Genomic DNA, 6,475 nt, shown 5'->3' with positions numbered 1-6,475 from the left:
CTTCATGAAAACATGACTATATATGCTCAATGATACTAAAGGACTTAATAATTCACCTTGAGGAGTTGCCGTCATAGAAGCAATAAAACCTGCAATAAATAAATTAAATTTGTTAATATTTATGCATAAATATTAACGCGATCGCGTAATTCTTTACCCGGCTTGAAGTGAGGAGCATGTTTTCCTTTCAAATCAACTTTATCACCCGTTTTCGGATTACGGCTGATGCGCGGTGCACGGTAATGAAGAGAAAAACTGCCGAATCCGCGGATCTCAATACGCTCTCCCTTAGCAAGTGTTATTGCCATATGATCAAGGATTTCTTTCACAGCTTCTTCAATAAGTTTTGCTGGTATATGAGCTAATTGGTTAATAAGTCTTTCAATTAATTTAGACCTGGTCATAGTACCTCCCCTAAACTACCGTTACGGGGCAACAAAATGTTGCCCTATGGATTAACTTAATTATTCGCCTTTCGCTGCTTTGAACGCTTCTGCCATCGCATTATTGGCAAAATTGGTATCTTCCTGTTTGTTCACAGAAGCAATGGCATCTTTTTGATCTGCTTCATCTTTTGCACGAACAGATAAGGTAATGATACGGTTTTTACGATCAACACCAGTATACTTAGCTTCAACTGTATCGCCAACGTTCAATACTTGAGTAGTATCTTCCACGCGATCACGTGAAGCTTCAGATGCACGTAAGTGACCTTCAACACCAGCAGCCAACTCAATCGTTGCTCCTTTCGCATCAACAGCCACTACTTTACCGGTAACGATAACACCTTTCTTATGAGCAGACAGATAGTTATTAAATGGATCTTCCGCTAACTGTTTAATACCCAAAGAAATACGTTCACGTTCAGCGTCAACTTGCAATACAACTGCAGCGATTTCATCGCCTTTTTTGTATTCACGAACCGCTTCTTCACCTGCAACATTCCAAGAAATATCAGACAGATGAACTAAACCATCAATACCACCATCTAAACCGATGAAGATACCAAAATCAGTAATAGATTTTATTTTACCTTCTACCCGATCATTCTTATTGTGCGTTTCTGCAAATTGCTGCCATGGATTTGGTTTACACTGTTTCAAACCTAATGAGATACGACGACGCTCTTCGTCAATATCCAGAACCATAACTTCAACAAGATCACCCACATTAACAACTTTAGATGGATGGATATTTTTATTAGTCCAATCCATTTCGGAAACGTGTACTAAACCTTCAGCACCTTCCTCAATTTCAACAAAGCACCCATAATCAGTAAGATTAGTGACTCGTCCTGTCAACTTAGTGCCTTCTGGATAACGCTTAGCAATAGCTACCCATGGATCTTCTCCAAGCTGCTTCAGACCTAAAGAAACACGTGTACGATCACGATCAAACTTCAATACTTTAATATTGATTTCATCACCAACATTCACAATTTCACTTGGGTGTTTAACACGTTTCCAAGCCATGTCAGTAATGTGTAATAAGCCATCAACACCCCCCAGATCAACGAATGCACCATAGTCAGTTAAGTTCTTAACAATACCCTTAACTTCCATGCCTTCCTGCAAGTTTTCCAGTAACTGATCACGTTCTGCACTGCTTTCACACTCAATCACAGCACGACGCGAAACAACAACGTTATTGCGTTTCTGATCCAGTTTGATAACTTTGAACTCAAGCTCTTTACCTTCCAGGTGAGTTGTGTCACGAACTGGGCGAACATCAACCAATGAACCGGGTAAAAATGCACGAATTCCTTTTAATTCTACTGTGAAACCACCTTTCACTTTGCCATTGATAATGCCTATAACTGTTTCGGCATCTTCATAGGCTTTTTCTAGCATCAACCAAGCTTCATGACGTTTCGCTTTTTCGCGAGACAGGATCGTTTCACCGAAACCATCTTCTACTGCATCTAAAGCAACATCGATTTCATCACCAACCTGAATTTCTAGCTCACCTTGCACATTTTTAAATTGTTCTACTGGGATCGCTGATTCTGATTTCAGACCGGCATCAACTAACACAACATCTTTGTCGATAGCAACAACAACACCACGAACAATAGCCCCTGGACGGGTTTCGATGCTCTGTAAAGATTCTTCAAAGAGTTGAACAAAAGATTCTGTCATAGTAATATCTTCAAAAATTTTAATTTTAACTGCCATTCAACATCCTGCCAAATGGGGTTATTTCACATACCTCGCAACACTCCTTGTTACAAAGCTTTACTTAACTGAAGAAAAATTGAGCTACACCAAATAGATGTATTAACTTATTATATGTCAATATTGAGCATATTATATAGATATTATATAGATATTATATAGATATTATATAGATATTATCTGCTTTTTTTTCACATAAGCAAGTACTTGCTCGATGCCCCCTTCAATTGATAACTTTGTAGAGTCCAGGATCAACGCATCTTTTGCAGGTACCAATGGCGCAATTAACCTATTACGATCACGATAATCACGCTCTTTAATATTAGTTAAAAGATCACTTAATTTAACATCAAAGCCCTTTTCCTGCAACTGTTGCATTCGTCTACGAGCGCGCTCTTCAGGTGTGGCATCAAGAAAAATCTTTACCGGTGCGTCTGGAAAAACCACCGTTCCCATGTCACGACCGTCAGCAATCAAACCCGGTTTAGTGCGAAATGCTCTTTGCCGACGCAATAATGCTTCTCTAACGCGAGGAAAAGTTGCGCTAAGAGATGCCGTATTACCAACAACTTCCCTACGAATTGCATTACTGACATCCTCCCCCTCAAGCATAACAGCTAATTCGTTTTCTCTTGGTTCAAAACGGACATCAAGATTAGCCGCTAATGGAACTAATGCTTCTTCAGACTTAATATCAACATGATGATGTAATGCTGCTAAAGCCAGAATACGGTAAATGGCGCCAGAATCAAGTAACTGCCAGCCCAGTTTATTTGCCAATACGTGACATAATGTACCTTTACCTACGGCACTTGGACCATCAATTGTGATAACGGGGGGTAAAACCACCATTATACTCCTCCTTTTTGATAGAAATGCAATTTAGCAACCACTTTCTATCAGGCTAATAAGTACCCTATTATACTCAATTCATTCTATTAAGGAAAACAAAGAGATATTCAGAGAAAATTTAGCGTTGCAGGTATAATACTCGTCGTTCAGTATTGTACTAATTTTTAGGGATACACTAGTACCGATGACTTAATTTTTCTAGTTGATTAAAGTAGTCTGGAAAAGTCTTAGCGGTACAATTTGGATCCAAAATGGTAACCGGCGTATCTGACAACGCGACAAGTGAAAAGCACATCGCCATACGATGATCATTATAAGTTGCTATTTGAGCATGCTGTAATAATTTAGGCGGTAAAATACGTATATAATCACGATCTTCTTCCACTTTTGCGCCAACTTTTGTTAACTCAGTCGCCATCGCGGTTAATCTGTCAGTTTCTTTTACCCGCCAGTTATCGATATTACGAATAATAGTTTCACCACAGGCAAAGAGCGCCAGAGTCCCAACCGTCATCGCCGCATCGGGGATCGCATTCATATCCATATCAATACCAATTAACTCACCTCGTTGACATTCGATATAATCTTTACCCCAAAGTATTTTGGCACCCATTTTTTCTAGTACAGCAGCGCATTGGGTATCGCCTTGCAAGCTATCTTTGCCAATACCTGTTACCCTAACGGTACCATCTTTAATTGCTGCCGCAGCTAAAAAATAAGAGGCAGAAGAGGCATCCCCCTCAACAAAATAATCCCCTGGTGAAATATAATGTTTTCCGGCTTTAATATGAAATCGACGATAGTGTTGATTATCTACTTCAATGCCAAAATCACGCATCAGTGCCAGAGTAATGTCAATATAGGGTTTAGAAACCAGCTCTCCTTTTATCTGAATAGTCGTATCATTAGGCGCTAAAGGTGCGGCCATTAAAAGAGCTGTTAAAAATTGGCTAGATACGCGTCCATCTACTGTGATATTCCCACCGCGAAAGCGACCTTTTATCCTTATAGGCGGATAATCAGCTTGCTCAAGATAATCAATATTTGCCCCCCCTTGCTGTAGCGCATCAATGAGATGGCCAATAGGTCGCTCTTTCATTCTGGGCTCGCCGGTTAAGACAATATCATTGTCCGCCAATGCTAAAACCGCAGTTAATGGGCGCATAGCCGTGCCGGCATTACCGAGAAAAATTTCTAAACCTTTTTTATTTTTATGGCTAAAATAATGCCCGCCACCTTTTACAATACACGTGGTGAGATCCTGGGATAATTGATATTCGACCCCCAATGCTGTCAAAGCATTAAGCATATGACGAATATCATCACTAGCAAGAAGATTAGTTAAAACGGTTTGGCCTTGCGCTAATGCAGCTAACAATAGTACCCGGTTAGAAATACTTTTCGAGCCAGGAAGATTGATAGTACCTTCAACGTAAGAAATGGGTTGTATTGTCAGGGCTTGCATTAATAATAGACTCTCCAATAACGAAGTTGGATAAATTATTTAAATCACATTTATATTCATTTGATAGGGTTAGACGATATCACTACCAATCTAACCACAAAGGATTATTTAACTTATCTATTCTGATGTTCAAAATCAATCATAAAATCAACTAGCTTCTGTACACCAGCCAGCGGCATACCATTATAAATTGAAGCACGCATGCCACCTACTGCTTTATGCCCTTTCAAGAACCGTAACCCTAGCCGCTCTGCCGCTTTGATAAATTTATCATCCAAGTTAGGTTTTACCATTTGGTATGGAATATTCATGACCGAACGATTAACTGGATCGATTCGATTAATATAAAACTGGCTATTATCAATAAAATCATACAGTAAGCGGGCTTTTTGTTGATTGCGTTTTTCTATTTCTTGCAAGCCACCCTGCTGTTTTAACCATTTAAACACCATACCCGATAGATACCAGGCAAAAGTTGGGGGCGTATTGTAGATTGAGTCATTTTTAGCCAATATGGTGTAATCAAGGATAGAGGGGGTTGCCTTTCTTGCCCGACCTAACAAATCTTCCTGAATGATAACCAGTGTGATGCCTGCTGGCCCAATATTTTTTTGCGCACCAGCATAAATAACACCAAAACGGCTAACATCAAGTGGCCGTGATAAGATAGCTGAGGAGTAATCAGCAATAACAATTTTATCGGCCGAAAAATCAGGTAGTGTGTGGATACCTATACCATCAATCGTTTCATTCGGGCAATAATGAAGGTATTTGGCACTGGTCGTTAATGACCATTTATCCATCGGTTGCACGCTTAAATAAGCTGATTTTTCCAGCCGAATATCAATTTCATTGACAGCACAATATTTTTCTGCCTCTTGCGCAGCAAACTTTGCCCAATAGCCACCAACAATATAGTCAACGGTTTCATCAGGTTGAAATAAATTTAGTGGCAAGGCGGCAAATTGACCTCTGGCCCCACCGTGACAAAAAAGGATTTTATAATTATCTGGTATTTTGAGTAATTGACGTAGATTTTGTTCAGCTTCTTTAACCATCTCCATAAAAGCTTCACTGCGATGGCTTATTTCCATCACCGAAACACCCATACCGTTCCAATTACAAAGTTCTTGTTGTGCACGATGTAAAACTTCTACCGGTAACATGGCCGGACCAGCGCTAAAATTATATACCTGACTCATCACCCACCCTTATTGACCTAATTAAGCTTTTACTTTTATTTAATCTTTGGTTAGGTTTTAACATTACCATTGAACAGCTGTAAATAAAACAACTGGCCGGCAAACAGCATTTTTCTGATAACCAATTATAGCTAGGCGACTTTAACATGATTACAAGTAATTACTCTATATCAGTAAATTTATATTGGAGAAAAACATATATTTTTGTAATCAAAATTAAGACGCTTAGCTATGATACTTATCAAACATCGCTTGAATTTTTATTGGGTCATGGGTTTGAGTCAAGGCTAACTCTAGTAAAACCCTAGCCTTCTGTGGATTCAAGCGTTCTGCAGCAACAAATCCATATTTACTATCATCCACTTTTGCATCGCGAGTTGTAAAACCTGTTGGCACACGACTAGCGCGAAAACCCCTATACCTTGTTTTACTGCATCGGCCAATACATTAAAAATTTTGTTATACATATTGCCGTTACCCACTCCAGCACTAACAATGCCTTGATAGACATGATAGATCAATGACTTGGCTGGTAATACCGATGCATTTGAGTAATTATAAACAATGCCAACTTTAGATAATTTATCTAACTGCCTAATATCAAAAATTGCGTTCTGCGCTCTGGGTTGAGCTGCGTTTAAATAGTGCACTTTGCCATTTTAGATAAAAGCTTCAGCGCCAGCATTATAGCTAAGCGACTTAATTTTGATTACACCATATTGAGTGCGAACAAAATATCTGTGTCGCATCCGAGCGCTCTTTTTTTACATTTAGCTTGTGCC

The 6,475-nt window shown here is 39.3% G+C and carries 5 protein-coding genes and 1 pseudogene; all 6 read right to left on the bottom strand.

Annotated elements, in window-relative coordinates:
- Positions 1 to 119: 119 nt before the first annotated feature.
- Complete coding sequence (ihfB, locus tag ARSQ2_RS09565; RefSeq protein WP_181995161.1) at positions 120 to 404, bottom strand: integration host factor subunit beta; 285 nt, start codon at positions 402 to 404, stop codon at positions 120 to 122.
- A 60-nt stretch (positions 405 to 464) separates the two neighbouring features.
- Positions 465 to 2,138: a 30S ribosomal protein S1 gene (gene rpsA, locus ARSQ2_RS09560; protein ID WP_181995162.1), complete on the bottom strand. Its 1,674-nt coding sequence runs from the start codon at positions 2,136 to 2,138 to the stop codon at positions 465 to 467.
- Positions 2,139 to 2,339: 201 nt separating this feature from the next.
- The gene (gene cmk / locus ARSQ2_RS09555; protein WP_181995160.1) at positions 2,340 to 3,026 is read right to left on the bottom strand and encodes a (d)CMP kinase; all 687 of its coding nucleotides are present in this window, start codon (positions 3,024 to 3,026) and stop codon (positions 2,340 to 2,342) included.
- Positions 3,027 to 3,201: 175 nt separating this feature from the next.
- The gene (gene aroA, locus ARSQ2_RS09550; RefSeq protein ID WP_181995159.1) at positions 3,202 to 4,491 is read right to left on the bottom strand and encodes a 3-phosphoshikimate 1-carboxyvinyltransferase; all 1,290 of its coding nucleotides are present in this window, start codon (positions 4,489 to 4,491) and stop codon (positions 3,202 to 3,204) included.
- A gap of 113 nt (positions 4,492 to 4,604) precedes the next feature.
- Positions 4,605 to 5,693 carry a 3-phosphoserine/phosphohydroxythreonine transaminase gene (gene serC / locus ARSQ2_RS09545; protein ID WP_181995158.1) on the bottom strand — a complete coding sequence of 363 codons (1,089 nt, stop codon included), beginning with the start codon at positions 5,691 to 5,693 and terminating at the stop codon, positions 4,605 to 4,607.
- Positions 5,694 to 5,918: 225 nt separating this feature from the next.
- Positions 5,919 to 6,352: pseudogene (locus ARSQ2_RS09540) on the bottom strand (L-asparaginase family protein); the annotation flags it as partial.
- Between the last annotated feature and the right edge of the window lie 123 nt (positions 6,353 to 6,475).

Origin of the sequence: Arsenophonus endosymbiont of Bemisia tabaci Q2 (assembly GCF_902713415.1) — a bacterium.
In the GTDB taxonomy this organism is placed as follows: domain Bacteria; phylum Pseudomonadota; class Gammaproteobacteria; order Enterobacterales; family Enterobacteriaceae; genus Arsenophonus.
This window is presented reverse-complemented; position numbering and strand designations above follow the sequence as displayed.

What these genes read in the sequence shown, in the direction of transcription:
- rpsA (WP_181995162.1), bottom strand. Translation starts at nt 2,138, where the DNA reads ATGACAGAATCTTTTGTTCAACTCTTTGAAGAATCTTTACAGAGCATC.
- serC (WP_181995158.1), bottom strand. Translation starts at nt 5,693, where the DNA reads ATGAGTCAGGTATATAATTTTAGCGCTGGTCCGGCCATGTTACCGGTA.
- ihfB (WP_181995161.1), bottom strand. Translation starts at nt 404, where the DNA reads ATGACCAGGTCTAAATTAATTGAAAGACTTATTAACCAATTAGCTCAT.
- cmk (WP_181995160.1), bottom strand. Translation starts at nt 3,026, where the DNA reads ATGGTGGTTTTACCCCCCGTTATCACAATTGATGGTCCAAGTGCCGTA.
- aroA (WP_181995159.1), bottom strand. Translation starts at nt 4,491, where the DNA reads ATGCAAGCCCTGACAATACAACCCATTTCTTACGTTGAAGGTACTATC.